The following is a 26,354-nucleotide window of genomic DNA, read 5'->3' as shown; positions in this document are numbered from 1 at the left end:
GCCCCGGAAGGCGTCGTCGCGGGCGGTGCGGCAGGAACCGGCTCGGCCACCCGCGCGATGGCCGTGCCGGGATTGGCTCAGTTGGCGACGCGGGGTGCCGGCAGGTCGCGGCCCGGCAGCCAGCCGTTCGCGATGTCCGTGGCGCGCCAGCCACGCACGCTCAGGCGGATCGCCGCGACCGGGGCGTCCAGGAACGGGGCCGCCTCCGGGACCTTCGCGACCAGCTGCTCGCGCACCCGCGTGTCCTGCTCACCCGCCACGATCTCCGCCAGGGCCTGCGCCTGGAGGAACGGCTGCATCGGCGAACCGGTCGACACGACCAGCGAGACCACCGGGTTCTCCTGGATCGCCGCGAGCGTCCGGCCGCGCCGCTCCAGCACGAGGTTCAGCGTGAACGGGTCGCTCTCGGCGAAGTACACGCCGCCGACCCAGGACCCGTCGCTGCCCGCCGTGGCGAGGAACAGCGACTTGTGCGTCGCCAGGGTGTTCCGCACGAGATCCGCCACGGCGGTGGCCGTGGGTTCGACAGTGGTCATCTACCGCTCCGAGAGAGTGCCCGTCCGGGCCCCGCGGCGCCGGATCGCCAGCCGAAGTTAGAGGGCGAAACCCCGACACACCAACAAGAACTCACCGATCCGGTGAACCTAGGGCAGGACCCGGTCCGGCCACCGTGAGAGCCGCGCCATCGCCCATTCGAGCGGGCCGCGCCCGATCCGGCGACGCCAGGCCACCGAGGCGATGAGCGCGACCGCCGAGAAGGCCACGAAATGGGTGAGGGCGAACACGTCCGAGCGGTCGCCGTCGCTGTCCCAGATCAGCCAGATCGCCACGAAGTGCAGCGCGTACGCGGAAAGCGCGCGGCCGCCGAGGTCCGCCAGCGGGCGCAGGAGCCGCTCGAAAAACGGCGGGAGCAGCAGGCACCCGCCGAGCACCGACGCCGCGACGCCGATCGACACCAGCAGGTCGAACGGCGTGCACGACGCACCACTCGGCAGCAGTTCCCACGCCCACGTCGTGGTCGGCGGGGTGCCGTGGATCCACGATTCGTCGAGGTGCAGCAGCGTTTCCGGGCTCATCCCGTAGCTCGCCGCGGCCGGTTCCAGCGCACGGTGAACCGCTTCCAGACCACCGAAGGCGCGCGTCGCGAGCCACGAGACGCCGTACGCGCCGAGGGCCAGCGCCGCCCCGCCGAAGCACAGCGCGCGGGCGACCACCGGGGAGCGCAGGTCGAGCCGTCCGATCGCCATCCCGGCGAACAGGTACGCCATCAGCGTGACCGCCGGGAACGTCCCGGTCAGCAGCAGCACGCCGGCCGCGCGCCCGAGGCCGTGCCAGGTCGCGAAGTCGCCCCAGGCGATGTCCGGCGCCTCGAAGACCAGGTCGCGCGGCGCGAAGACGGACCGCAGCGCGAACGAGACCAGCGGCATCACCACGGCCGTGACCAGCGCGGCGACGGCGAGCGTCCGCGCCCGGCAGCGCAGCCAGGGGATCGCGAGCAGGAAGCAGGCGCCGTAGTAGGCGAGGATGACCATGTAACCGGTGCCGAGCCCGCTCAGCAGGAGCCCCAGCGCGACCAGCAGCGGGGCCCGGGTCGCCAGCCGGAGCGCGACGCGTGTGCGAGCGCGGCCTTCCTTCGGGCGCCGCCCGCCGGACATCAGCGCGATCGAGACCCCGGCGAGCACCGCGAAGAGCGCGGCGGAATGGCCCTCGAAGGGCTTGAACCAGCCGGCGCCGCCGCCGTCCAGCGGGTTCGGCCCGACGTGCACGGCGTACATGCCGAGGACCGCGACCCCGCGGGCCACGTCGACCCCGGTGAGGCGGACGGCCGGTCCGCTCCGGGGAGCGAGACCGGCCGTGGCCTGGTGTTCGCGGCTCCGTTCCGGAGCCGTTGGTACCGCGTGGACGCCGTCCACCTCATCTCTCGTTCACCCCGTCCGTCCCCTGCCGGGGCACGGTGACGGACGGGGCTGAGAGCGAGCTGAGACCGGGCGGTTACCGCGGTGTGATGTCAGTCGCCGACGCCGAAGCCGACCTTGCGGACGTCCGACGGCGCGATCTCGACGTAGGCGATGCGGTCGGAGGGCACGATGTACTTCCGGCCCTTCTCGTCGCTGAGGCGGAAGAGCCCGTCACCGGCCGTCAGGGCCTCGGCGACCAGCTTCTCCACCTCTTCGGGAGACTGGCCACTGGACACCACCAGCTCGCGCGGGGTGTCCTTGATGCCGATCTTGACCTCCACGTGGGACCTCCGCTGGAAATTCGAAAGGGATGTGCTCGGCAAGGCTAACCGAACCGGGTCGTTGCGGTGCCGCATGTCCGCGCCCGGCCACTTCGTCGTGTCCTGGTACTCCATCGGGATCAGCCCAGGCCGAGCGCCTGCATGCGCTTCGTGTGCCCCTGTTGCAACCGCCGGAACAGTGCCGCAATTCCGGAGAGGTCGCCCGATCCGGCGATGATCAGCTCGGCCAGGCCGTCGCGCTCGGCGACGACGTACTGGGCCTGCGTGAGGGCTTCGCCGAGCAGGCGGCGCCCCCACAGCGCGAGCTTGTCGCGGGTCTTGGGGTCGGCTTCGATCCCGGCAGCCACTTCGCGCTCGGCGAAGGCGGAGTGCCCGGTGTCGGCCAGCACGGTGAGCACCAGGTCCTTGGTCTCGGGGTCCAGCCAGCTGGCCATCTCCCGGTAGAGGTCGGCGGCGAGCCCGTCACCGACGTAGGCCTTGACCAGCGACTCCAGCCACGACTTCGGCGGGGTGGAGGCGTGCCAGTCGTCGATGTGCTTCGGGAACGGCGCCATCGCGTCCTCGATCGCGACGCCGTGCGCGGCCAGGTGCGCGGACAGCAGGCCGTAGTGACCGATCTCGGCGGCCGCCATGGCCGCCAGCGCGGCCCGCCCGGCCAGTGTGGGGGCGCTGCGCGCGTCCTCCGCCAGCCGGTCGAACGCGGACAGCTCGAGGTAGGCGATCACACCCAGAAGGTCGACGACGCCTTCGGTGATCTCTTTCGGGTCGGTCACGGCAGCAGGGTATCGCCGAAGCACCCGGGCGTGTCGGGACGAGACCGATCCCACTGCCTCCGGCGTGCCGGGTACTGTCGAAAAACTGCTGACCAGGTACACTGCCTTTGACATAGAGCTTCCGTACGCCATACCGGCGTCGGGAAACAGGCTGGCCAGGAGGCTGGCCGACGTACTGCAATGTGCGTGCACGCCTCTTCCGGCATTCCCGGGACGGACCGGTTCCGCGCTTCACAACAGCGCTGGGGACCAGGGTTTACTCCCGGTCGAGTGTCGAAACGGGACTCAGGGTTGTGCGCGCTGGTCACGAGAGAGGCGATCACCCTGACCGCAGAAAACCCCACAACCGAACAGAACTCCCCCGCCGTCGCGCTGGAACACAGCGAGACCGGCCCGGCCGCGCTCGACACCTCGCACCCGCTGCAGGCGGGCGTCGAGGTCGAGCCCGAAGCCCCGACCTTCGCGTCGTTCGGCGTCAAGCCGGAGATCATCAAGGCCCTCGCCGAAGTCGGCATCGAGCGGACCTTCGCGATCCAGGAACTCACCCTGCCGCTGGCGATGGCCGGCGACGACCTCATCGGCCAGGCCCGCACCGGCATGGGCAAGACGCTGGGCTTCGGCGTCCCGCTGCTGCACCGCGTCGAGGTGCCGGGCGACGGCACCCCGCAGGTGCTGGTCGTGGTCCCGACCCGCGAGCTGTGCATCCAGGTCGCCAACGACCTCAAGGGCGCCGGCAAGCACCTCGGCATCCGCACCCTGGCCATCTACGGCGGCCGCCCCTACGAGCCGCAGATCGAGGCGCTCCGCAAGGGCATCGACGTCGTGGTCGGCACCCCGGGCCGGCTCCTCGACCTCGCCGAGCAGAAGCACCTGGTGCTCGGCAAGGTCCGCGGGCTCGTGCTGGACGAGGCCGACGAGATGCTCGACCTCGGCTTCCTGCCCGACATCGAGCGCATCCTGCGGATGGTGCCGGACAAGCGCCAGACGATGCTGTTCTCGGCGACCATGCCGGGGCCGATCATCACGCTGGCCCGCACGTTCCTGAACCAGCCGACGCACATCCGCGCCGAGGAAAACGACGCGAGCGCGATCCACGAGCGCACCACGCAGTTCGTCTACCGGGCGCACTCGATGGACAAGCCCGAGGTCATCGCCCGCATCCTGCAGGCGTCCGACCGCGGCCTCACGATGATCTTCAGCCGCACCAAGCGCACCGCGCAGAAGGTGGCCGACGACCTGGTCGAGCGCGGGTTCGCCGCGGCGGCCGTGCACGGCGACCTGGGCCAGGGCGCCCGCGAGCAGGCCCTGCGCGCGTTCCGCTCCGGCAAGGTCGACGTGCTGGTCGCGACCGACGTCGCCGCCCGCGGCATCGACATCGACGACGTCACGCACGTGATCAACTACCAGTGCCCGGACGACGAGAAGACCTACGTCCACCGCATCGGCCGCACCGGCCGCGCGGGCCGCACCGGTGTCGCGGTCACCCTCGTCGACTGGGACGAGATGCCGCGCTGGAAGCTCATCTCGGACACCCTGGGCCTCGACAAGCCGGAGCCGGTGGAGACGTACTCGTCTTCGAAGCACCTGTACGAAGACCTGGGCATCCCGGAGGGCAAGACCGGTCGGCTGCCGCTGGCCAACCGCACCCGGGCGGGCTTGGGCGCCGAGGTCGAAGAGGACCTGGGCGGCAAGCGCCGGGGCCGTGGTGCCCAGGGCCGTGGCAACACCTCCGCCGGCGGCCCCGAGTCGCCGTCGTCCGAGGAAGAGCCGCGCAAGCGCAACCGCGCCCCGCGCAAGCGGACCCGCGGTGCCGCGCGGACGGGCGAGACGAGCGAGGCCACCGACAACGCGGCTGCCGCCCCAGCGGAAGACGGCGCTGCCGAAGGCCGCACCCGGACCCGCCGCCGCACCCGCGGCACGGCTCCGGAGACGGCCGGCCCGGCGGAGAAGGAGTCCGGCGAGAACGCCGAACGCCCCGCTCGGCGGCGCCGCCGTCGCCGCCCGGCCGCGACTTCTGATACACCTGCGTCGGCAGACTGAGGCTTTAGCGCGGGGAGCGGGTAAGTGAGCGACGAGGACAAGGCTGCTTCGCCCTTGCCCGAAGAAGAGCCGGAGCAGCCTTCGGAAGGCGCTTACGGCTCCGAAGACGTCCTCGACGACGTCGAACCCGCTCCGCCCGAGCCGCGGGTCAAGGCACGTCGTTCGCCTTGGAACCGCGGCCGGGACCGGGTCCTCGCCGCGGTGATCGCGGTGCTCGTCGTCGCGGTCGCGCTGGTCATCGGCACGACCAGCGACAGCGCGGCCACCGACCGGACCGAGGCGGACCCGCCCCCGCCGCTGCCCGCGGCGCCGAACGCGGTGCCCGGCTCGCTGGCCGAGATCTGGAGCGCCCGCAGCGGCGCGACGCCGGTCCCGGTGTCCACCGGCGATTCCGTGGTCACGGCGGACGGCGGCGAGGTCGCTTCGCGCGACCCGCTGACCGGGCAGATCCGCTGGCACTACACGCGTGACCTGCCCCTGTGCACCATGAACGAGACGTGGGGGCGGGTCAACGCCGTCTACCACAAGACCGAGAACTGCAGCGAGGTCACGCAGCTCGACCCGGGCACCGGCCGGATCACCGCCCAGCGCAACGGCAACGCCGAGCTGGGCACGCAGCTCGTCAGCGACGGCTCGCACGTGACCACCACCGGCAAGAAGCTGCTCGACACCTGGCGCGACGACCTGGTGCAGAGCGCCGAATACGGCCAGGTCCCGGCGCTGGTCAACGCGGGCAAGCAGCCGCGCACCGGCTGCACGTACGGCACGGTCGCGGCGGCGTCGAGCAAGGTCGGCGTCATCGAGCGCTGCCCGGGCGACCCGGCGGACCGCCTGACCGTCTACAAGGCGGCGCCGGAGAAGGACGACGAGCCCCAGGTGGCGTTCAGCTCCGTGCTGGCCGGCAAGCGGGCGCGCGTGATCGCGATGTCGGGCGACCTGACGGCGGTGGTCCTGCCGGACCAGAAGCTCCTCGTGGTCTTCAACGGCGACGGTTCCCAGCGCGCGGCCTACCCCCTGGACGTCCCGCCGGCCGACCTGGCCGCCGACCCCCCGGGCGGCACCGAGGCGACTACCCAGACCGCGGCGGGCGTGTACTGGTTCAGCGGCTCGAAGGTGGTGGCGATGTCCCGCGACGACCTCTCGCCGCGCTGGACGCTGAGCAGCGCGATGGGCCCGGGCGTGACGTTCGCGAGCCAGCTGGTGGTCCCGATCAAGGGCGGCCTGGCGGTGCTGAACGAGAACGACGGCTCCACGATCCGCACGGTGGGCGTCGATCGCCGCGGCTACACGGGCCCGGTCCGGCTGGGCACAGCAGGCCCAGTCCTGCTGGAACAGCGCGGCGACACCCTGAGGGCTCTGAAGTAACCCAGTCCCGAGTCGACTCCTCAATCCCACGAGTCGCCCCGCCAATCACGTGAGATGCCCGCCTGATCGGGCGGGTTCCGCGTGATCAGGGACGGAACTGGCGTGATCCAGCTCGTGACTGGCGTGATGAGGGCCGGAACTCGCGAGTTCCGGGTCTGATCACGCCACGTGCGGAGCTGAATACGCGAGGTGCGGAGCTAGTCACGGGGGTTCTGGGGTTGGTCGCGCGGTTCCGGGGTTGGCCAGGCAAGGTCGCGGAGCTGGTCACGCGGGTTGCCGGCCCGGACTTCGTCAGGTGAGCCAGAAGAGGGTCAGGGCGGAGACCACAAAAAGGACCACCGCGATCCCCGCGCCGGCGGCGGGAAGCCCGTTGCGACGGTCGGCGACCCGCTGGGCCAGCAACGCCAGCACCGCGGCCACCGGGTGACCGATCAGCAGCACCGGGCCGGGGCCGGGGGCGTCCGTGTACAGGCAGACTCCCGCGACCACCAGCACTCCGACGGCCAGGACCGTGAGGCCTGCGGCCAGTGAGCCGGTGAAGCCGCGCCACCAGCGGCCGCGCTGCTTGGCCGGTTTGCCTACGCCTTGCTCGACGGTTTCCGGCGAAGAGCCTCCGTCCGCGCCGGTTGCGGCAGCTGGCTCGTCCGCACCGGCTGCGCTGGGCACCGCCTCCGCCGGGCCGGTGAGGGCCTCTTGCGGCGCTATCTCACCGTCGGCCGGGTTGATGGCCTGGTGGGGCGCCGTCTCAGCCACGGCCGCTGCCGGGTCAACGGCCCGGTGGGCCGCCGCCTCAGTCGCGGACCCGACCGGATCGATGACCCGGTGAGGCGCCACCTCAGCCGCGGACCTTGCCGGATCGACGGCCCGGTGAGGCGCCACCTCAGCCGCGGACCTTGCCGGATCGACGGCCCGGTGAGGCGCCACCTCAGCCGCGGACACTGCCGGATCGACGGCCCGGTGAGGCGCCACCTCAGCCGCGGACACTGCCGGATCGATGGCCCGGTGGGGTGCCGTCTCGGCCGTGGCCGGGTCCTCGGCGACCGGCTGGAGTGCCTTCTTCGTGTCCGGCGCCGGTGTCGGTTGGGGGACCGTTGCCAGTTCCTCGGTGTCCGGTGAGGCCACTTTCTCTCCTGTTCAGGGCGCGAGCAGGTCCCACGGCTGCGCCTGCGGGGCCGCTTCCTGACCCACCGCGCAGCTCGGCCTGAAGTCGCACCAGGCGCAACGCCGGTCCGGGCGGGCCGGGAACACCACGTCCTCGTCGCCGCCCGCGTCCAGGGTATCCGTGGCCAGCCTCAGGTCACCGGCGGTCTCTTCGGCGCGTTGCAGGTGCCGCTGCAGGCTCTCCGGCGTGTGCTCGGCCGCCGCGATCGTGCCCGTCGGGAGGTGGTGCAGCTCGACCGTGGTGCACGGCGTGCGCAGCGTGCGCGCCGACGCCACCGCGTACAGCGCCAGCGCCTGCGACGCCCGCGCCTCGAACTCGTCCGGCGCGCGGCGGCCCGTTTTGTAGTCGACGATCACCAGCTCGCCGTCACGCTGGTCGATGCGGTCCGTGCGGCCTTCGATGATCATCGACGGCCGCTCCCCCGGCGTCGCGCTGACCGGCGCCGACACCCAGCGCTCGAGCCCGACCGGGTCGTGGGTGACGTCGTTGTCCTCGACGTACTCCGCCACCCAGCCCTTCGCCCGCGCCCGGTAGCGGGCGGCCTGCTCGGCGTCCTCGAAGCCGGCGTCCTTCCAGTGCTCGGCGACGAGCGCGACGGCCCGCTGCGGCACCCGCTTGGCCGCCGGCAGGTCGAACAGCGCCCGCAACGCGTTGTGCACCACCGCGCCGAGCGTGCTGTGCGCCCACGGCCCGGTGCGCTGCGGCGTCGGCCGCGTCAGGTACGACAAGCGGTACCGGCGCGGGCAGTCGTCGAAGGTGGCCAGCCGCGCCGGCGACACCTTCGTCAGCCGTACCGGTTGCGCGACACCGAAATCGAAGCCCATCTGCTCCTTCACGGTTCCCCACGCTACGCACCACCACCGACACTTTCCGCGCCGGACCCGCGCCGGCCGCCGCGCCCGCACCACCAGCACAAAGCCGTGAAGGCCTCCTTCCCGGCCATAAGAGCCGGTAAGGAGGCCTTCACGGCTTTCCTACCGCACCGCCTACCGCACCACCAGCACCGTGTGGGTGCCGGCGCCGGCGGGGACCGTGACCGTGCCGTTCACCGCCGCCGTCCGGACGACCCGGCCGTCCAGCAGCACCAGGTGCCCGGCGGGCACCGCCAGCGAGCCGGACGTCCCGCGCGGCGCCGTCACCGTCAGCGAGAACACCGAACCGACCTGGGACCACGACGCCGACACCGCGCCCTTGGGCGTCGGTACCGCGCCGCGGGCCCAGGCGACCGTGCCCGGCTTCGGCGCGACCTGCCACGTCGCGAAGCCGGGGGACGTCGGCGAGACGCCCAGCAGCTCGTTCGTCAGCGCCGGCACGACGCCGGTCGACCAGCCGTGCGCCGCCGACGTGTAGCCCTGCTCGTAGTGCGAACCGCCGTCGCCGATGCCCTCCCAGTCCGTGATGCCCGGGTCGTGGCTGGTCATCCAGCCGTACATCCGCTTGATCTGGTCGATCGCGGACGCCGCCTGCCCGGTCTGGAACCGCGCCACCAGCTCCGGGTACGACGTGAACGCGTAGACGCGCTTGGTGCCGTCCGAAACCAGCGTGTCGTTGTCCATGAACGGGTTCCCGTACGGCAACGCCCCGGCCGCGAGCCGGGCCAAGGCGGACGAGGACTGCGCCGGCGACGCGATACCCGCGACGATCGCCTGGCTGTTGCCGTCCTGGCCGTGGCGCACCGCGCCCGTCGCCGAGTCGAGGTACGCCCCCGCCGCCGGGTCCCACAGGTACTGGTTCACCGCAGCCGCGACGCCGGAAGCCCGCGAAAGCCACCGATCCGCGTCGGCGGCGTGCCCGGTCGCCCGCGCGAGCCCGGCCGCGCCCTGCAACGCCCGGACGTACAACGCGTTGTAGTACGTCACTTCGCCGGTCCGCGGGAGGAACGCGTAGTCGCCGTAACCGCCGGTGCCGTTGAGGCCCTTCGAAAGCAACCCGTGTGCGTCGGTGACCGACGGGTACCACGCGTCGAGCGTCTTCACGAGGTTCGCGTAGTACGAAGACGCGTACCCGGTGTCGCCGGTGTAGAGCACGTAGTCCCAACTCGCGGTCACCCACCAGAGCGGGTAGTCGAACAGCGGGAGCGTGTAGCCGTTGATCGACGCGGGCGGGATCCAGCCGTCCGCGCGCTGGTGGCCGGCCAGGTCGGCGAGCACGTTGCGCGCCGCCGTGCCGTCCTGGTGCGTCAGGTACTCGGTCAGCCCGGAGATCGCGACGTCGCCGACGTACGGGTCCCGGTCGCGCTTCGCGCCGTCGTGCAGTACGACCTTCCCGTCGAGCGACGGCGAGAACGCGCCGCGAGGGTCCACATCGGACTCGCGGAACGTGTCCATGCCCAGCTCGTTGGTGTAGGAAGCGTTGTACCAGTAGCGGTTCAGCGCGTCGTCGGACGACTCGAACCAGCCGCGGTAGGTGCTCGGCGTGCCGAGGAACGGCGTGAAGTCGAGCGAGACGCCGTTGATCCGCACCTCACCGGACGCCTGGGTCAGCGGCGCGTCCGACGCGAGGGCGTCGAGGCTGATCCGCAGGTAGCGGAAGCCGCGCAGGCCGTCCGCGCACACCTGCGTGCCGCTCTGGCAGCCCTTCGTGTCACGCCAGACCGTCGGCGTCGCCGGCACGGCGATCTGGTCGCTGCCCGGCCCGCCGGAGAAGTCCGACCGCGAGAAGTCGGAGCGTTCGCCCAGGTACTGCTGGGTTTCCGACGTCGAGACGCGGATGCCGGGGTGGTTCGCCGACGCGCCCGCGAAGGAGATCTTCGGGTACCCCGAGACGACCTTGCCGAAGTCGAGCACCGCGACCGGCGTCGGCGGGTCGGCAACCAGGCCCGGCCACACCTCGGTGACCCGGCTGAACTCGCCCGACGGCGTCGCCTGGTCCTTCGTCACGGTGATCCGGACCTGCGTGGTCGTCACCGCGCGGTCGAACGCCACCGTGCGCTGCACGTCGGTGTTGCCGGTGACGATGGCCGCGGTCCGCCACGCACCGCCGTCCAGCACCTCGACCGTGTAGTCCTGCGGTACACCGTCCACACTGGACAGGACGGTGACGCCGGGGAGCGCGACGGGCGCGCCCGAGGTGATCGTCAGGACGTCCGGGTAGGCGCCGATCGTGTCGTCGTTCCAGAACGTGTCGGTGTTGCCGTCGACGGCGTTGCCGGGGTCGTACGTGCGCGGCTGGCCGTTGCCGCCGTTGTTCGGGGCGTGGAACGACGACGCGGCCGCCGTCGTCCCGCCCGGCCAGGCCGGCTTCGGCGGCGGCGCCTGCCGCTTGAGCGTGGTGACGCCGCGGCCGAGCAGGCCGTCCGGGTTGGTGACGTCGCCGGTGGTGGACAGCACGCGCACCGGCCGGACGTCCCGGCTCGCCGGCGCGACGACGTACTTCTGCCAGCCCGGCGCCGCGACGGCGGACGCGGCGGGCAGCGCCGCCACCCCGCTCGCCACCAGCACCGTGACCGGCAGGAAAGCTCTGAGCCACTTCATCGAGGCCTCCGCAGGCGTTTGAATCGTTTCAACCGCTGAGTTGAGATTCAGGCTGCGGGAGGCGCGCCAACGATGTCAACGCGCGGGCCGGATCCTGTCCGGCAGGACAACCCGAGTGGCGGGGGTCAGTTGCCGCCGGCGATGAAGCCGCGCACGGAGTTCGCGACGAGCTCGACGGCGATGGCCGCCAGCAGCAGGCCGGCCACCTTGGCCAGCAGCGTGATGCCGCTTTCCTTGATCAGCCGGATGACGACGCCGGAGTAGCGCATGCAGATGTAGATCACGAAGTGCGTCGTGACGATCGCCAAGGCCAAGGCGATGTACGCGCCCGCGTGCCCGTCGGCCTGGCGGACGAACACGATGGTCGCGGCGATCGCGCCGGGCCCGGCCAGCAGGGGCGTGCCGAGCGGCACGAGCGCGACGTTGACGTCTTCGGTGGCCGCCTCCTGCTCGTGACCGCCGCCGGTCAGCAGCTGCAGCGCGATGAGCAGGAGCAGCAGGCCGCCCGCGCCCTGCAGCGCCGGGATGCCGATGCCGAGGTAGGCCAGGATCGCCTGGCCGGCGACGGCGAAGAGGCTGATCACGAGCAGTGACACCAGGACGGCCTGCCGGGCGGCGCGGGCGCGCGTCGCGACCGGCTTGCGGCCGACCAGGCTCAGGAACACCGGCACCGTGCCGGGCGGGTCCATGATGACGACCAGGGTGATGGTCGCGCTCATGAAGAGCTTGGCGTCGAAGAAGTCGGCGATCGCCATCTCAGCCCTTCACGACCTGGAAACCGGTCGCCCGCGCCATGAGCTCCTCGAGCTGCCCCGGGTCGGTGGTGCACTCGCCGAGGGCGATGGTCTTGTTCGTGCCGTGGTAGTCGCTCGAGCCGGTGACCAGCAGGCCGAGCTCGCCGGCGAGCGCGCGGGTGCGGGCCCGCGTGGCCGGGTCGTGGTTCGGGTGGTCGGCCTCGACGCCGGTGAGCCCGTGCGCGGCCAGCCCGGCGAGGGTGTCCTCGCTGATCGTGGCGCCGCGGCTGAAGGCGAAGGGGTGCGCGATGACGGTGACCCCGCCGGCCGCGGCGATCATGTCGATGGCTTCTTCGACCGGGGTGTCGCGGCGGGCGACGTAGTACCCGCGGCGGGGGTTCAGGTAGTCGGCGAAGGCCTCGTCGACGGACTTGACCAGCCCGGCCCGGACCAGCGCCTGGGCCAGGTGCGGGCGTCCGGGCGGCGAGTCCTCGGGCAGCAGGCCGAAGATCTCGTCGGCGTCGATCGGCAGGCCGTCGGCGGTCATCCGCTCGGCCATCTTGCGCAGCCGGGTGCGGCGTTCGACCCGCAGCCGGGTCTGCTCGGTGACGACGGCCTCGGAGGTCGGGTCGAAGAGGTAGGCCAGCAGGTGGACGCTGATCTGGCGGCCGGTCTCGGGGTTGATCGACACGGTGGAGAGCTCGGCACCGGGCACCAGGGTCAGGCCTGGTGGGATGGCCGCGGTGGCCGGAGCCCAGCCCGCGGTGGTGTCGTGGTCGGTGATCGCGACGACGTCGAGCCCGGCTCTCGCGGCCGCGGCGACGAGCCCGGCCGGCGTGTCGGTGCCGTCGGAAGCGGTGGAATGGGCGTGCAGGTCGATGCGCATCGGGTCCATTGTCGACGATGCGCTACGTCACACGTAGGCCGGTACGCCTCAGCCGACGGGCTTCTTGCCCCGGGCGGCCCGCTGGGCCTTGATCATCGAGAAGCGTTCGGCCTGCTTCTGCTTGTCGCCGAAGACCAGCTCGGAGATCGTGTCGTAGAACTCCTCCGGCCGTGGCAGGAAGTCGATCTTGTTGAGCGCCTGGATCTGACCGGCGGACTCGACCACCATCGTGCCGTAGCCCATCATGCGGCCGGTCGCCGTGCGCACGTAGCTGAGGTCGGTGACCTTGCTGATCGGCATCATCAGCACCTTGGTCGTGAACACCCCGGTGGTCATGACGAACCGCTTGTCCGTGACCACCAGCCGCTCGACCCACCACTCCATCACCACGTAGGCGAACCGCAGCACCACGATCAGCGCCACGTACCAGAGGATGTTCTGGCCGATGTACAGCGCAGGTGGCAGCAGGTAGGACACCAGGACGCAGATGGCGAGCAGAGCCGCCGCCTCGAAGGTGTCCCACAGCAGCACCGCCCAGTGGCGGCGGATCCGGATGACCCGCCGCTCGGTGTCGAGGAGGTACTCGTCGGGGTCGCGTGGCGCGAACATGGTTCGAGGGTAGCCCCCTATCAGCCCTTGAACACGTTGCTGACGAAGGTGATCACCGATTCGGCCGAGCTGCGCAGGAAGTCGACGATGTTGCCGACAAGGCCCGCGGCCTGACCGGGCTGGGCAATGACGAAGAACAGCACCAACGCGATACCGGCGAGGCCCGCAATCTTCTTCACGTTCACCGCGATCAAATCCCGTCTCTTACGGTGACACCGGACAAGAGGTAAATCCTGACTTTTTACGTTGTACCGCACTGAAGGGGCGCGAGGGAGGAAAGTCCCGCGCTTGGGTCAGTACGCGGTCCAGAGTGTACCGCACGGCTACTCTCCGTGTACAGGACATCGGTTTTCAAGTCGGTCACGTCTACCCTTCGGGACATGGAGGGCTCCATCGACACCACCGTCCGCTGCGTCGGCGGGATCGCGTACGACGACCAGGGCCGATTACTGCTCATCCGGCGGGCCAACGACCCCGGTTCGGGGCAATGGTCGCTGCCGGGCGGACGAGTCGAACCCGGCGAATCGGACGAAACGGCCGTGATTCGCGAGATGCGGGAGGAAACGGGCCTCGACGTGATTCCGGGCACAGTGATCGGCACGGTGACCCGCGGCCGCTACGAAATCCACGACTACGCCTGCCGCGTCACGGGCGGCGTGCTCACCGCGGGTGACGACGCCACGGACGCCCGCTGGTCCGATGCGGCAGACCTTGCGGACCTGGAGGCGACCGGCCGGCTCGTTGATCTCCTGTACGTGACGCTGCGCGACTGGAACGCCCTACCGCGGGCCTGAGCCCGCGGCATCGGGGTGGTTTCGCGAACCTGCTAGACCGGCAGCCAGGTCATCCGCTGCCCGTGGGGCGCTGTGCGGGCCAGGGCGTGCGCCTCCGGCTTCCCGCCGTCCCAGCGGACCACGCCCAGCGTCGCCAGGCCGGCGCCGACCAGGTCGGCGCGGCCGGGCAGGACACCCTCGAGCGCCGCGCCGTAGAACTCCTCCGAGACCCACCACACCGGCCGCGAGGCCGCCAAGGCCGCCAGTGCCTCGACGAACGCCGCACGCCGGTCGGCCGCGAAGTAGGCCAGCACGTGGCTCGTCAGCACCACCAGCGGCGTCTCGGACGGCAGCGTGGCGGCCGCCGCGGCCAGGTCGTCCACGCCGTCCCCGGTGATCAGCGACGGCCGGTGCTTGGCCTGCTCGGCCGCCGCCGTGCGCAGCAGCCGGATGCGGTCCGGCTGGTCGGCCCAGACGCACGCCTCCAGCCAGGCCAGCTCGTCCTCGTCCGAGACGTCGACCGGGGCCCGGTCCAGCCCGGCGCGCGCCACCACCGCGAGCTTCTTCGGCAGCTTGGGCGCCACCGCCCCCGGGGCCAGGTCGAGCGCGCAGTGCAGGCCGACCGCGGCCTTGGCCGGGCCCGCCGTCAGCTGCTCGCCGCCGTCGCACTGGTAGCGGTAGCCGAAGCGGTCGAGGCCGAGCAGCAGGCCGGCGCTGCAGCCGACCTCCAGGAGCGAGACCTTCCCGCCCGCCTCCTTCGCCGCCCGGGCGACGGCCGGGTACAGCAGCGCGGCGCGGCGGACCTCGTTCGTCTGGGTGTACCGCGACGCGATCAGCGCGCGGGCCTTGTCCGCCCGGTCCAGCAGGAACGACCGGAACAACGGCCAGGTTTCGGAGTCGACGCCGTCGAAGCCGCCCAGTGACGGGTAGTACCGCGACAGCGGGTGGATCGGGTCGGCCTGGACGAGCCGGTGCGCGGTCGCCATCAGCAGCGTCGCGCGCACCTCACCGTCGCGGGCGGCGCTCAGCAGCCCCGCGACGTCGTCGTCCTCGGCCGCCTGCGTCGCGAGGTGGTCGTACAGCGGCGAAACCCCGCGCGCCTCGACTTCCGCGAACGTGCGCAATACGCCCTTGATCCGGTTCAGGTCCATCAGCGCGTCCCGATCACTCGTGCGGGGTCGGCCGGCCCGGCTGCTCCCCGCCCCGAGTCTCCCCGTAGGAGCGCTTCGGGACCATCACCTTCCGCCGGAAGGTACACACGATCAGGCCGTCCTGCTTGTACCCGCGGGTCTCGACGTACACGACGCCGCGGTCGTCCTTCGACTTCGACGGCGTCTTGTCCAGCACCTCGGTCTCGCCGTAGATGGTGTCGCCGTGAAAAGTGGGCTTGACGTGCTTGAGGGACTCGACCTCGAGGTTCGCGATCGCCTTGCCCGACACGTCCGGCACGGACATGCCCAGCAGCAGCGAGTAGACGTAGTTGCCGACGACGACGTTCTTGCCGAAGTCGGTCGTCTCTTCGGCGTAGTGCGCGTCGAGGTGCAGCGGGTGGTGGTTCATGGTGATCAGGCAGAAGAGGTGGTCGTCGTACTCGGTGACCGTTTTGCCCGGCCAGTGCTTGTAGACCGCACCGACCTCGAACTCCTCGTAGTACCGGCCGAACTGCACTCGTCTTCTCCTGTTCCGCGTAACACGGCGTGAGCCTGGTACGACACGCATTCGTAGTGAGGAGTACCCTCAACCATTGGTTGTCGCTCGTCAACGCGAGCCCCACCACTCCGTACTTCTCAACTGCAGTACCCGGCCGAAGGAGGTGAGGAACTCGATGAGTAGTGGCGATAGTCCGCTCCCTAGTAGTCCCAGCGTTCCCACCTCACCCGCCGGCCGGCTCATCTCTCGGTAGGCCCCTTCCCGGGAACGCTGGTGTCGCCGGGCGGACGCGTTCCGCCCCTGGTCAGTCGTCTCGCACGACCACGCACGACGCCCAGGAGATCCCATGCCTGCCATTCCCTCGCTCGGCGGCCTTCGCGGCCGCGGCAACAACCGGGCCAAGGCCGTCCCCGTCCGGCCGATCCCGGTGCCGCTGTCCGCCTACGTCGTGGACTGCGCGGTGTACGTCGGCGGCAAGCGCCTGCCCGGCCGCTGGACGCACATCGAGGCGATCAAAGAGGTCCGCAAGCGCCACGAGGGGTTCGTCTGGATCGGGCTGCACGAGCCGGACGCGAACCAGATCCAGGGCATCGCGGAGACGTTCGGGCTGCACGAGCTGGCCGTCGAAGACGCGCTCGAGGCGCACCAGCGGCCGAAGCTGGAGCGCTACGACGACACGCTCTTCCTGGTGGTCAAGACCGTCCGGTACGTCGAGCACGAGTCGCCCACCACGGCGAACGAGATCGTCGAGACCGGCGAGCTGATGGTGTTCCTCGGCCGCGACTTCGTGATCACCGTCCGGCACGGCAACCACTCCGGCCTGGCCCGGCTGCGCCGTGAGCTGGACGACGACCCGGAGCGGCTGCAGCTCGGCCCGGCCGCGGTCGTGCACGCCATCTCCGACCACGTCGTCGACCACTACCTCGACGTCACCGGCCGGATCGAGAACGACATCGACGTGATGGAGGCGCAGGTCTTCGCGCCGCGGTCGCAGGTCAGCGCCGAGCAGATCTACCTGATGAAGCGGGAGGTCCTGGAGCTGCGCCGCGCGGTGATGCCGCTCGCGACGCCGGTCCAGCGGCTGGCCGAGGGCTACACGCGGCTGGTGCCGGACGAGGTCCGCTCCTACTTCCGCGACGTCGCCGACCACCTCACGACCGTGTCGGAGCGCGTGGCGGCGTTCGACGAGCTGCTGTCCACACTGGTCGACGCGACCGTCGCGAAGATCTCGCTGCAGCAGAACACCGACATGCGCAAGATCACGTCGTGGGCGGCGATCATCACCGTGCCGACGATGATCGCCGGGATCTACGGCATGAACTTCGACTACCTGCCCGAACTGCACTGGAAGTTCGGGTACCCGCTGGTGATCACCGTGATCCTGGCGATCTGCCTGTTGCTGTACCGAATATTCCGGAAGAACGGCTGGCTCTAGGTCCCCTTTTTCCCACCGCCGGAATCGGAGAATTCGTGATGCCCCGCATGCTGTCCAACCTCAAGGCCTGGGCCCTCGCCCTCAGCCTGCTGTGGATCTTCGTCATCACTTTCGTCATCGTCGCCGACCCCGGGTTCGCGCACGGCATGAAATGACGCCCGGGCGTCGTACCCTGGGTCCGTGACGAAAGCGCTGGTGGTCGCGGACGAGGTGGACGAGCGGTTGTGGACCGACGCGGTCCGCAGCCGCCCCGTCGACCTCGTCATCGGCGCCGGCGACCTCCCCTACGACTACCTGGCGTTCCTCGCCAGCGCCCTGGACGCGCCGTGCGTGTTCGTGCCCGGCAACCACGACCCGGACCTGAGCGGCTACACCCGCTACGGCGGACTGTCCATGAAGGACGGTTTCCCGACGGTCTGGCCGGGCCCGGCGGGCGGCGTAAACGCCGACGGCCGGATCGTCGACGTCGCCGGGATCCGGTTCGCCGGGCTCGGCGGCTCGATCCGGTACAACGACGGGCCCAACCAGTGGACCCAGCGCCAGCAGGCGCGCCGGGCCCGCGCACTGGAGCGGCGCGCCCGGTGGCGGCACCGCCGCGACGGCCGTGACGTCGACATCCTGCTGACGCACTCGCCGCCGCTGGACCTCGGCGACCGGGAGGACCCGCCGCACCGCGGGTTCTCCTGCCTGCACCGGACGATCGAGCGGCTGCGCCCGAAGTGGCTGCTGCACGGGCACATCCACCCCCACGGCGAGCCGGTGCCCGACCGGGTCGTCGGTGCCACGCGGATCCGCAACGTGGTGGGCCACCGGATCATGGAGTTCTCATGAAGGAAACGGGATTCCCGCGCGCCGACGCCGAGAACGACTTCCTCCGCGCCCGGCGTCAGCAGGTGCTTTCGCGCCTTTCGACGTGGCTGCGGCGCGAGCCCGACGACGTCAACATCATGCTGCCGTTCCACGAGGTCGTGGAGGCGCTCGGGTACCTCGGCGAAAGCCGGATCGGCCTGCGGGTGATCAAGCTGGACTCGATCGTCGGCACGGTCGACCGCAGCCGCGACTTCGACCGCCGCTTCCGCCCGACGTCCGGCCGCGTGCGCGAACGCTGGGAACGGCTGGCCCTGGCCGCCCGCCGCGGCGAGGACATCCCGCCGATCGAGGTCTACCGCGTCGGCGAGCTCCACTTCATCATCGACGGCCACCACCGGGTCTCGGTCGCCCACGCGCAGGGACTGTCCACAATAGAGGCGTTCGTGACGGTGGTCCGCACCAAACTGGACCCGAGCGGCATCCGGCACCGCGGCGACCTGATCGTCAAGGACTACCGCAGGCTGTTCCTGGAGCGCGTCCCCCTGGCCGGCCACGCGCGGGCGTCGGTGATCGTGACGGACCCGTGGGACTACGCGAAACTGGGCGAGCACGTGGAAGCGTGGGGCTTCCGTCTGATGCAGGACGAAGGCCGGTTCTGCGACCGCGCGAGCGTCGCCCAGCGCTGGTTCGAGGAGGAGTTCGTCCCGGTGGTGGGGATGCTGCGCCAGGCGGGGATGGTCGGTGACCGCACGGACGCCGAGGCGTACATGTGGGTGGCGGCGGAGCGGTACCGCCTGATCCGGACCCATCGGTGGGACGACGAGGTCATCGAGCAGCTGCGGAGCGAACAGAGCTAGCCGTAGTGGCCACTCCGGGCAGGGTGTTGGCCGACGAGGCGAACCCGGCGGGTGGCTAGCCCATCGGGAAGGTGCGCCCCACCCAGACCTCCGCCTCCGAGCTGGTCTGGTACTCCGGCTGGTAGCTCCCGGACGCGACCACCACGCCCAGCCCGTACAACAACTCCGCCTGGGTCTGGGAAACCACGCCGTACGCGCCGACCTTCACGCCCATCTCCTCCGCGCGCTCCACCAGCTGGCGGACGTTGCGGCGGGCCCACGCCGGGGCGTCGTCCGCCGCCAGGACGTCGACGATCGGGCCGCGCAGCATCACCCCCGGGGCCGGGATCGCGTGCGCCGGGATCAGTTCCAGCTCCGGGAGGCCCGTGATGTTCAGGACGAACAGCACCCCGAGGCGGGCCAGGTGGCCCAGGGAGTCGATCAGGTCGCCGCGGTCGTCGATCAGAGACTCCGCGTCCGCGCACAGCATCAGGTGCCGGGGCTCCAGGCCCGCGCGGTCCAGCTCCGCGCGGACCATGGCGACCAGGTCCGCGTCGATCGCCATGCGGCGGGGCAGGGTCAGGCACACCATGGGCGCGCCGTCGCCGAATCTGGCCTGCCAGCTCGCCTTCGTCTCCAGGGCCCTCCTCAGCAGGTGCTTGCCGAGCGGCACCGTCATCCCGGTCGTCTCCGCCAGCGCGTAGAACTCCTCCGACCGCAGCCGGCCGCGCGTCGGGTGGTTCCACAGCAGCGCCGCGTTGAGCGACGTCACGATCTGGGCGTCCGGCAGCACGACGTGCGGCTGGTAGACGACGGTGATCTGACCGAGCTCCAGCGCCCCGGCGATGGCCGCCGCGAGGCGGTAGCGGTCGCGGTCGGCGCGGCCCGACCGCGGGTCGAACACCACCCACTGCGCCTTGCCCAGCTCCTTCGCGCGGTGCAGCGAGACTTCCGCCGAGCGGATCAGCTCGTCGTGCTCGGCGCCCGGCACCTCCGCCACGACGATGCCCGCGCTGGCGCTCACGCCGACCCCGACACCCTTGGCGTAAACGGGTTTGGCCAGCTCGCAGATGGTCTGCTCGACCAGCTTCACCACCGCCGACGGTTCGAGCTCGCCGCGCAGGGCCACGGCGAACCCGTCGCCGAAGAGGCGGGCCACAAAACCCTTGGCGGGGGCGAAAACCGCGCGCAGCGTGCCCGCGACGCCGCGCAGCACCTTGTCGGCGACCTCGGTGCCGAGGCCGTCGTTGACGACCTTGAAACCGTCGATGTCGAGGTACACCAACCCGATCCGCCCCTGGTCGCGGTCGGCGAGCATGCCTTCGAGCTTGGAGCGGAAGTGCGCGTTGTTGGGCAGGCCGGTCAGCGGGTCGTGCAGGCTCTGGTGCTGGATGGTCTCCTGCAGCTGCCGCAGGTCGTGCGTGTCCTCGAACATCAGGATCGGGTACCGGGAACGCTCGCCCGGCAACGTCGTCGCCGTCAGCCGGACGAGCCGGGAGGCGTCGGGCCGGGAACGGATCGCGAGCCGGTCCAGCACGCGGTCCCCGGCTTCGAGCGCCGCGGCCAGTGCCGACCGGTCCCGCGCGGTCGCCCCGAGCTCTTCGGCGCGCGTGCCGAGGAGCTCGTCTTCGGCGCCGATGCGCGCCAGTTTCAGGAAAGCCGGGTTGGCGGCCCCGATCACCCCCTTGGGATCTACGAGAACCACACCGGACGGGCACTTTTCGTAGAAGGTGGCGAACCTGGCCTCACCACCGCGCGAGGCCAGTACCTTCCGCGCGAATTCGACGACCATCGACTCCCGGTCGGCGGCTGTGCCCTCCGCTACCGCGACGGCCAGCCGCCGGGCGGCATCCACGAGATCCGGCGCCACCTCAGGCTCCCGCAAGGTCCACCCCTTACCACTCGATCGGGTTTTCCACCGCACCACGCGAACACTTCGGTGTCTACCGCCCGATCGGGTGCCTCGGTCCAAAGTGGATCTTCAGCCGAGACCCGGTGTCTGCGCCGGCCCCCTGACCTGCACGGCGTTCAGCGCCGGTGCCGGGCGCTGCACCGGAACCCGCACGCCCTCCTGCACCGGCACCCCACAGTTGTTCGACCAGAAATGGATGTTCGTCGTCGGCGAGACCAGCGAAGCGCGGTAGGTCAGCACCTCGTCCACGCGCTCGGTCACCTTCCGCAGGTGCCGTCCGCCTGCTGTTCCGGCGCGCAGCTCACCTGGTGTGGATCGGTGCCGCCACAGTTCACCTCGAGGAAGGGCTGCTGGGCAGCGCCATGAAGGACACCCCTGTGGAAGATGGCGCCCTGTGAGGAACCGCAGCACGGCCATCGCGCGCTGTCTCGGCGTCAGCCCGGTCAGGGCGCGCTCGGGGCCGACGCCGGATCGGGTGGATCGGGACGTCACGTGCTCACGGTCGGCTTTTGCGCCCGGCGAGGAAAGCGTTCAGCAGAATGCGCCGCGCGTAGGCGTCGACGGTGCCCGGCCGGCCCCGGCGCCATCGCCGGTACACCTGGACTCGCTGAAGTCGAGGTCTCCCCAAGCCCCCATCCGGCCCTCCTGCGCACATTCTCACCCCTGCTGGTGCGAGGAGGGCCGGATCGGTTCAAGCGGGCCTTACATGTGGACGACGCCCGGCGCCGCCTCGCCCTTCGGGGCGCCCGAGCGCAGCAGCAGGCCGCTGAGCACCGCGCCGGCCACGAAGATGAACGCGGCCCAGGTGAACGCCGTCGTGTAGCTCTCGATCGAGGCTTCGGCCACCAGCTGCGGCGTCGGCACCTTGTTCGCGAGGTACGACGACGCCGCGTTGCCCGCGAGGGTGCTGAGCAGCGCCGTGCCGATCGAGCCGCCGACCTGCTGCATCGTGTTGACCGCCGCCGAGGCGACCCCGGCGTCGTGCACCTCGACGCCGAACGTCGCGACGCTCATCGCCGGCGCCATCGCCAGGCCGATGCCGAAGCCCATCACCAGCAGCGGGCCGAGGACCCCGCTGGCGTACGTGCTCTCGAGGTCGATGCGGCTGAGCCAGAACAGGCCGACCGCGGCGATGGCCATGCCCGTGGGCACCAGCGGCCGCGGGCCGAAGCGCGGCAGCAGCACGGCCGTCGCCGTCGTGGCGGCCAGCATCAGCGTCGCCACCATCGGCAGGAAGCCGACACCGCTCTGGATCGGCGTGAACTTCAGGTTCTGCTGCACGTAGAACGTCAGGAACAGGAAGATCGCGAACATGCCGATGGCCAGCAGGAACATCGCCAGGTACGAGCCGCCGCGGTTGCGGTCGAGCAGCACGCGCAGCGGCAGCAGCGGGTGCGAGACGCGCTGCTGCAGCCACACGAACACGCCCAGCAGCACCACACCGGCCGCGAGGAAGCCCCACACCGAGACCGACGACCACGGGTCCGACTCGGCGTTCGCGAAGCCGAAGACGAGCGCGAAGAGACCCGCCGACGCGGTGACCGTGCCGGGCAGGTCGAGCTTCGGGCGCGGGCCGTCGTCACGCTGGTTGCGCAGCAGGATCGAGCTGCCCACGAACGCGAGCACGGCGAAGATGATGTTGACGAACATGCACCAGCGCCAGTCGAGGTACTCGGTCAGCACGCCGCCGAGCAGCAGCCCGACCGCCGCGCCGCCACCGCCGATGGCCCCGAACACGCCGAACGCGCGGCCGCGTTCCTTCGGGTCGGTGAACGTCGTGGTCAGCAGCGAAAGCGCGGCCGGCGCGAGCAGCGCGCCGAACACACCCTGTGCCGCACGGGCGATCAGCAGCATCTCGATGTTGCTCGCCGCGCCCCCGAGCGCGGACACCGCGGCGAAGCCGGCCAGGCCGACGAGCAGGGTGTTCTTGCGGCCGAAGAGGTCCGCGAGCCGCCCGCCGAGCAGCAGGAGGCTGCCGAACGCGAGCGCGTACGCGGTGACGACCCACTGCCGCGCGTCGTTGGAGAAGCCCAGGTCGAGCTGGGCCGAGGGCAGCGCGATGTTCACGACGGTCGCGTCGAGGACGACCATCAGCTGCGCCAGGCCGATCATCACCAGGATCAGCCACCGTCTGGCGTGGTGGGGGTTCTCGGCGGCGCGCGCGTCCCCCGACGGCGCGACGACGAGTGTGGACTCGGTCATGGGTGTCCTCACTGAAAGTGATCAGGAAGCTATGTGGAGTAGGTATCTCCCCTTACGTGGCCCAAGGTACACAAGAACCGGAGAAGGTGCCTCTACTTCATTGGTAGGATGGGACGCATGACACGGGACGCGAGTCCCGCCGCACCGGCGCGGCCGCTGCGGCGTGACGCCGAATTGAACCGCCGCCGCATCCTCCAGGCCGCCCGCGAGGTGTTCGGCCGCCGCGGCCTCGAAGCCACCCTCGACGACATCGCGCACCACGCCGGCCTCGGCGTCGGCACGGTCTACCGGCGCTTCCCCAGCAAGGAACACCTGGTCGAGGCGATGTTCGCCGAGCGCATGGAGGAAATCGGCGACCTCGCCGCGGAGGCGCTGCGGGCCGAAGACCCGTGGCAGGCGTTCGTGGACTTCACGTGGAAGGCGGCCGAGCTGCATTCGACGGACCGCGGGCTGCGCGAGATCATGCTGTCGAACAAGTTCGGCCACGAGCACGTCGCGGACGCGAAAGCGCGCATGGTGCCGTTGATCACACAGCTCGTCGAGCGGGCCAAGGCGGTGGGCGGCCTGCGGGCCGACTTCGCCCCGACGGACCTCCCGCTGCTGCACATGATGGTCGGTTCGGTCGTCGAGTTCACGTGCGCGGTGGACCCGGCGCTGTGGCGGCGCTGCCTGGGGATGCTGCTCGACGGCCTCCGCGCCGAGCCCGGCAAGGCGACGGAGCTGCCGCACCCGCCGCTGGACGAGCGGGAGATCGACGAAGCGATGTGCTCCTGGCGGCCCTGAGAAATCCGGATACCGCACCAAAAAACCAGGCGGGTGTCGAAATCCCCGCCTGGCCCGCCTTTCCCGCGTCCGTCACTCGGACGGGATGACCGCCCACATGATGAGGTAGGCCACGAACTGCGGCCCCGGCAGCAGGCAGGACAGCACGGCCAGCAGCCGCACGGTGCCGGTCTTCATGCCGTACCGCTGCGCGAGGGCCGCGCAGACGCCGCCGATCATGCGACCGTGGTGCGGGCGGCTCAGTCGTCGGGTGACCGGTGCGCTCATCGTCTTTCCCTTTCCTCGAACTTCCTGTTGTCCCCCACTTCACCACCGGAGTACCCGCTTCCGCATCACTCGCGCGGACCACAACTCCCTTAGGGGACGGCAAAGGCGAAAGTTGTTCGGAGACCGGCGAACCGGCCGTCCGCGCGCCGGCGGCTCCGGCGACCTGCGCGTTTGTCACGCACCTCGCGGAAAATAGTGAGAGATGTCCCCGTCAGGGCTGGTTTTTCGCACCGATGTGGTGATACTTGCACCCCGTGTACCCGCGTCCGAAATCCTTGGTCGTCGCGATGCTCTGCGCCCTGCTCACGGCGGGTTGCGCGGGCACCGAGGCGGCGCCCGCCCCCGCCGACCAGTCCGGGCCCTCGCCGCTGACGGCGTCCGCCGCGCTCGGCGAGTACGCCACCGTCGACTACTGCAGCCTGCTCGACGTGGCCGCGGTCGTCCCCGGCGCGACCGCCGTCCCGACGTTCGAGAACTGCCGGGCCGACCTCGGGTCGCGCACGGTCCTCGTCGGGCCGCTGGCGTCGGCCGCCGACCCGAACATCAAGCCGTACGACTACCTCGGGCCGGTACCCGACGGCGTCGCGGTGCAGCAGTCGACGTTCAACGACCAGAGCGCCTGCAGCCGCGCGATCACGTTCGCCGACGGCAACCGGCTCGACCTGTCGGTGACCGACAGCGGGACCGGCGACGCGGCGTCGCGGTGCAAGATCGCGGACGCGGCCGTCGGGTCGGCCCTGGCCACGATCACCGCGGGCAAGGTCGGGCGGCTGAGCTTCCCGGAGCGGTCGTGGGGCGGCATCGCGCCGTGCGCGCTGCTCGACGGCCACGACGTCGACACCGCGGCGGGCGCCGGCACCCAGCCCACCATCAGCCTCACCGGGCACGCCTGCATCCGCGGCAACGTCAGCCTCAAGCTGACGGTCGAAACGGCACCCCCGGCCGGCCCGGCCGAGACGCTCGGCGGCCGAGAGGCCCGGGTCCGGACCGAGGGCGCGTTCTGCCTGGTCGACACCACCCAGCCCGCCCCCGGCCTGCCCGGCCGGCGCGAACTGGCGGAGATCAGCGTGGTGGAGACGGCCGGCACGGCCGGCGACGGCACGTGCACCCTGGCCCGCACGGCCGCAGCGTCGATCCTGCCGCGGCTACCGAAGGCCTGAAATGCCGTGAAGGCCTCCTTACCGGCATCTTGAGCCGGTAAGGAGGCCTTCACGGGTTTTGCCTACTCCTCGTAGGTGAGGTTCTTGCCGTTGGCCGGGTCGAAGAGCTTGACCTTGTCCGCGTCGAACCAGACCTCGAGGTCGGAGTTTTCCTTCGCGGCCGACTCCGCCGAGAGGCGGGCCACGATCTGGGACTCCGAACCCGGGACGTCGGCCGAGCCGCTGTCCGCCGCCAGTTCCGCGAGTTCCGCGGACGTGGCGGTTTCCCCTTCGAGAGTGAAGTGCGCGAACTTCTCCGAGCCCATCGACTCGAGGACGTCGACGTGCGCGGTGAACGTGCCGCCGCCCGTCTTCTGGCCCGCTTCGACCAGCGCCGCGTCCTCGAAGTGCTCCGGCCGGATGCCGACGAGCACCTCGCGCGGCGCGTCCGCCTTCTCCACCAGCTGCCGGATCCGGTCCGTCAGCGGCGTGACGCCCAGCGGGGTGCGCAGTTCGTTGTTCTCCAGCGTGGCCGGTACGAAGTTCATCGACGGCGAGCCGATGAACCCCGCGACGAACAGGTTCGCCGGGTTCTCGTACAGGAACTGCGGGGCACCGATCTGCTGCACGAAACCGCCGCGCAGCACCACGACCCGGTCGCCCAGGGTCATGGCCTCGGTCTGGTCGTGCGTGACGTACAGCGTCGTCGTGCCCAGCTGCTTCTGGATCTTCGACACCGACGTCCGCATCTGGCCGCGGAGCTTGGCGTCCAGGTTGGACAGTGGCTCGTCCATCAGGAACGCCTTGGGGTTGCGGACGATCGCCCGGCCCATCGCGACGCGCTGCCGCTGACCACCGGAGAGGTTGGCCGGCTTGCGGTCCAGGTGCGCGGTCAGGTCGAGGATCGTCGCCGCTTCCTCCACCTTCGCCCGCACCGTCTTGTCGTCGACCTTGGCCAGCCGCAGCGGGAAGGCCATGTTCTCCCGCACGCTCATGTGCGGGTAGAGCGCGTAGGACTGGAACACCATCGCGATGTCCCGGTCCTTCGGGGCCTTCTCGTTGACGCGCTTGCCGTCGATGCGCAGCTCGCCGGAGGAGATGTCCTCCAGCCCCGCCACCATGTTCAGCATGGTCGACTTCCCGCAGCCGGACGGCCCGACCAGCACGAGGAACTCGCCGTCGCCGATGGTGATGTCCACTTCGGACACCGCGAGCGCGCCGTCGGGGTACTTCTTCGACACCTTGTCGAGGACGATTTCTGCCATG

At 70.8% G+C, this 26,354-nt stretch carries 26 protein-coding genes; 8 read left to right on the top strand and 18 right to left on the bottom strand.

From position 1 onward, the window contains the following. Positions 1–77: 77 nt before the first annotated feature. The 4 genes from ACGFMK_RS16025 to ACGFMK_RS16010 form a co-directional block, all read right to left on the bottom strand. Positions 78–536, bottom strand: coding sequence for a pyridoxamine 5'-phosphate oxidase family protein (locus ACGFMK_RS16025; protein WP_392762960.1), 459 nt, complete (start codon positions 534–536; stop codon positions 78–80). A 108-nt stretch (positions 537–644) separates the two neighbouring features. After that, complete coding sequence (locus ACGFMK_RS16020) at positions 645–1,913, bottom strand: DUF418 domain-containing protein (RefSeq protein ID WP_392762957.1); 1,269 nt, start codon at positions 1,911–1,913, stop codon at positions 645–647. A 95-nt stretch (positions 1,914–2,008) separates the two neighbouring features. Next, positions 2,009–2,239: a DUF3107 domain-containing protein gene (locus ACGFMK_RS16015; RefSeq protein ID WP_086863970.1), complete on the bottom strand. Its 231-nt coding sequence runs from the start codon at positions 2,237–2,239 to the stop codon at positions 2,009–2,011. Between the two features lie 119 nt (positions 2,240–2,358). Continuing rightward, a complete protein-coding gene (locus ACGFMK_RS16010) occupies positions 2,359–3,012 on the bottom strand; it encodes a ferritin-like fold-containing protein (RefSeq protein ID WP_392762953.1) in 654 nt (217 codons plus the stop codon). A gap of 420 nt (positions 3,013–3,432) precedes the next feature. Between ACGFMK_RS16010 and ACGFMK_RS16005 the strand changes: the two genes are divergently transcribed. Both ACGFMK_RS16005 and ACGFMK_RS16000 read left to right on the top strand, forming a co-directional pair. Continuing rightward, positions 3,433–5,052, top strand: a complete 1,620-nt coding sequence (locus ACGFMK_RS16005; protein ID WP_392763270.1) for a DEAD/DEAH box helicase — start codon at positions 3,433–3,435, stop codon at positions 5,050–5,052. A 24-nt stretch (positions 5,053–5,076) separates the two neighbouring features. Further along, the gene (locus ACGFMK_RS16000) at positions 5,077–6,417 is read left to right on the top strand and encodes a hypothetical protein (RefSeq protein ID WP_392762950.1); all 1,341 of its coding nucleotides are present in this window, start codon (positions 5,077–5,079) and stop codon (positions 6,415–6,417) included. A gap of 291 nt (positions 6,418–6,708) precedes the next feature. Here the strand turns inward: ACGFMK_RS16000 and ACGFMK_RS15995 are convergent, their stop codons facing one another. From ACGFMK_RS15995 to ACGFMK_RS15965, 7 genes are all read right to left on the bottom strand, one after another. Beyond that, the gene (locus ACGFMK_RS15995; protein ID WP_392762947.1) at positions 6,709–7,539 is read right to left on the bottom strand and encodes a hypothetical protein; all 831 of its coding nucleotides are present in this window, start codon (positions 7,537–7,539) and stop codon (positions 6,709–6,711) included. A 12-nt stretch (positions 7,540–7,551) separates the two neighbouring features. Further along, positions 7,552–8,403: a RecB family exonuclease gene (locus tag ACGFMK_RS15990; protein ID WP_392763267.1), complete on the bottom strand. Its 852-nt coding sequence runs from the start codon at positions 8,401–8,403 to the stop codon at positions 7,552–7,554. A 162-nt stretch (positions 8,404–8,565) separates the two neighbouring features. Then, on the bottom strand, positions 8,566–11,052 hold the full coding sequence (locus ACGFMK_RS15985; protein ID WP_392762945.1) for an alpha-L-rhamnosidase C-terminal domain-containing protein: 2,487 nt from the start codon (positions 11,050–11,052) through the stop codon (positions 8,566–8,568). 125 nt (positions 11,053–11,177) lie between these two features. Beyond that, positions 11,178–11,807: a MarC family protein gene (locus ACGFMK_RS15980; RefSeq protein ID WP_392762942.1), complete on the bottom strand. Its 630-nt coding sequence runs from the start codon at positions 11,805–11,807 to the stop codon at positions 11,178–11,180. Between the two features lies 1 nt (position 11,808). Then, positions 11,809–12,672 (bottom strand): PHP domain-containing protein, encoded by an 864-nt coding sequence (locus ACGFMK_RS15975; protein ID WP_392762939.1) that lies wholly within the window; start codon positions 12,670–12,672, stop codon positions 11,809–11,811. Between the two features lie 48 nt (positions 12,673–12,720). Next, on the bottom strand, positions 12,721–13,281 hold the full coding sequence (locus ACGFMK_RS15970; RefSeq protein ID WP_247014507.1) for a PH domain-containing protein: 561 nt from the start codon (positions 13,279–13,281) through the stop codon (positions 12,721–12,723). A 20-nt stretch (positions 13,282–13,301) separates the two neighbouring features. Continuing rightward, complete coding sequence (locus tag ACGFMK_RS15965; protein ID WP_167379843.1) at positions 13,302–13,466, bottom strand: hypothetical protein; 165 nt, start codon at positions 13,464–13,466, stop codon at positions 13,302–13,304. Positions 13,467–13,661: 195 nt separating this feature from the next. On the opposite strand from ACGFMK_RS15965, the gene ACGFMK_RS15960 reads away from it, so the two are divergent. Continuing rightward, a complete protein-coding gene (locus ACGFMK_RS15960) occupies positions 13,662–14,075 on the top strand; it encodes an NUDIX hydrolase (RefSeq protein ID WP_392762935.1) in 414 nt (137 codons plus the stop codon). Between the two features lie 32 nt (positions 14,076–14,107). On the opposite strand, the gene ACGFMK_RS15955 is transcribed toward ACGFMK_RS15960, so the two are convergent. Both ACGFMK_RS15955 and ACGFMK_RS15950 read right to left on the bottom strand, forming a co-directional pair. Next, on the bottom strand, positions 14,108–15,205 hold the full coding sequence (locus tag ACGFMK_RS15955; RefSeq protein ID WP_392762932.1) for a DUF2332 domain-containing protein: 1,098 nt from the start codon (positions 15,203–15,205) through the stop codon (positions 14,108–14,110). A gap of 13 nt (positions 15,206–15,218) precedes the next feature. Beyond that, the gene (locus ACGFMK_RS15950; RefSeq protein ID WP_323334499.1) at positions 15,219–15,722 is read right to left on the bottom strand and encodes a MaoC family dehydratase; all 504 of its coding nucleotides are present in this window, start codon (positions 15,720–15,722) and stop codon (positions 15,219–15,221) included. A 328-nt stretch (positions 15,723–16,050) separates the two neighbouring features. On the opposite strand from ACGFMK_RS15950, the gene corA reads away from it, so the two are divergent. From corA to ACGFMK_RS15935, 3 genes are all read left to right on the top strand, one after another. After that, complete coding sequence (gene corA / locus ACGFMK_RS15945) at positions 16,051–17,139, top strand: magnesium/cobalt transporter CorA (RefSeq protein WP_392762930.1); 1,089 nt, start codon at positions 16,051–16,053, stop codon at positions 17,137–17,139. Positions 17,140–17,319: 180 nt separating this feature from the next. Beyond that, entirely contained in the window at positions 17,320–17,970 is a 651-nt protein-coding gene (locus ACGFMK_RS15940; protein ID WP_392762927.1) for a metallophosphoesterase, read from the top strand. Next, on the top strand, positions 17,967–18,806 hold the full coding sequence (locus tag ACGFMK_RS15935; protein ID WP_392762924.1) for a chromosome partitioning protein ParB: 840 nt from the start codon (positions 17,967–17,969) through the stop codon (positions 18,804–18,806). The genes ACGFMK_RS15940 and ACGFMK_RS15935 overlap by 4 nt, the downstream gene beginning before the upstream one ends. Before the next feature lie 55 nt (positions 18,807–18,861). On the opposite strand, the gene ACGFMK_RS15930 is transcribed toward ACGFMK_RS15935, so the two are convergent. The 3 genes from ACGFMK_RS15930 to ACGFMK_RS15920 all read right to left on the bottom strand — a co-directional run bounded on the left by ACGFMK_RS15930 (position 18,862) and on the right by ACGFMK_RS15920 (position 22,899). Then, complete coding sequence (locus tag ACGFMK_RS15930; protein WP_392762921.1) at positions 18,862–20,670, bottom strand: diguanylate cyclase domain-containing protein; 1,809 nt, start codon at positions 20,668–20,670, stop codon at positions 18,862–18,864. A 96-nt stretch (positions 20,671–20,766) separates the two neighbouring features. Then, positions 20,767–20,946, bottom strand: coding sequence for a hypothetical protein (locus ACGFMK_RS15925; protein ID WP_392762918.1), 180 nt, complete (start codon positions 20,944–20,946; stop codon positions 20,767–20,769). Positions 20,947–21,399: 453 nt separating this feature from the next. Beyond that, positions 21,400–22,899 carry an MFS transporter gene (locus ACGFMK_RS15920; protein ID WP_392762915.1) on the bottom strand — a complete coding sequence of 500 codons (1,500 nt, stop codon included), beginning with the start codon at positions 22,897–22,899 and terminating at the stop codon, positions 21,400–21,402. A gap of 117 nt (positions 22,900–23,016) precedes the next feature. On the opposite strand from ACGFMK_RS15920, the gene ACGFMK_RS15915 reads away from it, so the two are divergent. After that, a complete protein-coding gene (locus ACGFMK_RS15915; protein ID WP_392762912.1) occupies positions 23,017–23,682 on the top strand; it encodes a TetR/AcrR family transcriptional regulator in 666 nt (221 codons plus the stop codon). A gap of 72 nt (positions 23,683–23,754) precedes the next feature. Here the strand turns inward: ACGFMK_RS15915 and ACGFMK_RS15910 are convergent, their stop codons facing one another. Beyond that, a complete protein-coding gene (locus ACGFMK_RS15910; RefSeq protein WP_392762909.1) occupies positions 23,755–23,949 on the bottom strand; it encodes a PspC domain-containing protein in 195 nt (64 codons plus the stop codon). A 287-nt stretch (positions 23,950–24,236) separates the two neighbouring features. On the opposite strand from ACGFMK_RS15910, the gene ACGFMK_RS15905 reads away from it, so the two are divergent. Then, positions 24,237–25,109 (top strand): hypothetical protein, encoded by an 873-nt coding sequence (locus tag ACGFMK_RS15905; RefSeq protein ID WP_392763264.1) that lies wholly within the window; start codon positions 24,237–24,239, stop codon positions 25,107–25,109. 62 nt (positions 25,110–25,171) lie between these two features. Here the strand turns inward: ACGFMK_RS15905 and ACGFMK_RS15900 are convergent, their stop codons facing one another. Further along, positions 25,172–26,353 carry an ABC transporter ATP-binding protein gene (locus ACGFMK_RS15900; protein ID WP_392762906.1) on the bottom strand — a complete coding sequence of 394 codons (1,182 nt, stop codon included), beginning with the start codon at positions 26,351–26,353 and terminating at the stop codon, positions 25,172–25,174. Position 26,354: the final 1 nt, after the last annotated feature.

The sequence above is a fragment of the Amycolatopsis sp. NPDC049252 genome (genome assembly GCF_043197175.1).
Lineage (GTDB): Bacteria > Actinomycetota > Actinomycetes > Mycobacteriales > Pseudonocardiaceae > Amycolatopsis.
Note: the sequence above shows the minus strand (reverse complement) of the source record. Positions and strands in the feature narration are given on the sequence as shown.